At 75.4% G+C, this 1,270-nt stretch carries 1 protein-coding gene; it reads left to right on the top strand.

Annotation, left to right across the window (positions count from 1 at the left end; genetic code table 11):
• Positions 1–22 precede the first annotated feature (22 nt).
• Positions 23–1,270: sensor histidine kinase (locus tag ESO86_RS17185; protein WP_165308296.1), on the top strand; the 1,248-nt coding region annotated here is incomplete at its 3' end.

Here is a 1,270-nt window from a genome sequence, read left to right as displayed (position 1 = left end):
CGGCACCGGCGACGGATCCGCCGTGCGCCGTCGACGGGCGCCGCAGACGCTGCGGCGCCGGCTGCTCGTCGTCATCGCCGGGCTCGTCGTGCTGGTCAGCGCGATCGTCGGCCTCGTGAGCGTCGCGTCGCTGCACGACCAGCTCATGGCGCGCATGGACGCGCAGCTCGTCCAGGCCACGGACCGCGCGGCGCGGACGCTCGGCGAGGAGCGCGAGGAGCGCGAGGACCGGCTGCCGCTCCCGCCCGAGGGCGCCGAGGCGCTGCTCCGCATCCCCGGCCAGCCCGTCGGCGCGATCGCCGCTCTCGTCACCGATCGCGCGGTCGTGACGTTCGGCGCGATCGACGAGGAGGGCGACTTCGTCGATCCGCCCGAGGCGATCGCACCGGTCCTCGCCTCGGTCCCGACCGACCGGACGCCCGTGACGGTCGAGCTCGACGAACTCGGGGAGTACCGCGCGATCGCCGCACCCACCGACGGCGGGTTCTCGTTCGTCGTCGCCTTCCCGCTCGCCGAGGTGAACGCGACGACGGCGCAGCTCGCGGTCACCGTGGGCGTGGTCGCGATCGCCGGCCTCGCCGCCGCCCTCGTGCTCGGCGCGGTGATCGTGCGGCGCGCGCTCGTGCCGCTCGACCGCGTCACCCAGACCGCCACGCTCGTCTCCGAGCTGCCGCTCGCGCGCGGCGACGTCGAACTGCCCGACGAGGTCCCCGTCGACGACGAGCGGACCGAGGTCGGGCGGCTCGCGACATCCTTCAACCGCATGCTCGGCCACGTGGCCGCATCGCTGTCGGCTCGCGAGCAGTCCGAGCGCAAGGTGCGCCGGTTCGTCGCGGACGCGAGCCACGAGCTCCGCACGCCGCTCGCCTCGATCCGCGGCTACTCCGAGCTCACGCGCCTGCACGGCGGCGAACTGCCGCCCGACGTGGTGCACGCGCTCGGCCGCATCGAGTCCGAGTCGCTGCGGATGACGGAACTCGTCGAGGACCTCCTCCTGCTCGCCCGGCTCGACGAGGGGCGCGAGCTCAGGCGGGAGCAGGTCGACCTCACCCGGCTCGTGATCGACGCGGTCGGCGACGCCCAGGTGGCGGCGCCCGACCACGAGTGGCGCGTCGAGGTCCCCGACGACGAGGTGACCGTGACCGGCGACGCCGGCCGCCTGCACCAGGTCGTGGCGAACCTCCTCGCGAACGCCCGCGTGCACACGCCCGAGGGCACGGAGGTGGTCGTCCGCGTGGCGCGCGTGCCCGCGGCATCCGGGGCGCCCGCC

Origin of the sequence: Agromyces binzhouensis (genome assembly GCF_004135055.1) — a bacterium.
GTDB classification, from domain to species: domain Bacteria; phylum Actinomycetota; class Actinomycetes; order Actinomycetales; family Microbacteriaceae; genus Agromyces; species Agromyces binzhouensis.
The sequence above is the reverse complement of the archived record's forward strand: the minus strand, read 5'-3'. Positions and strand labels throughout refer to the sequence as shown.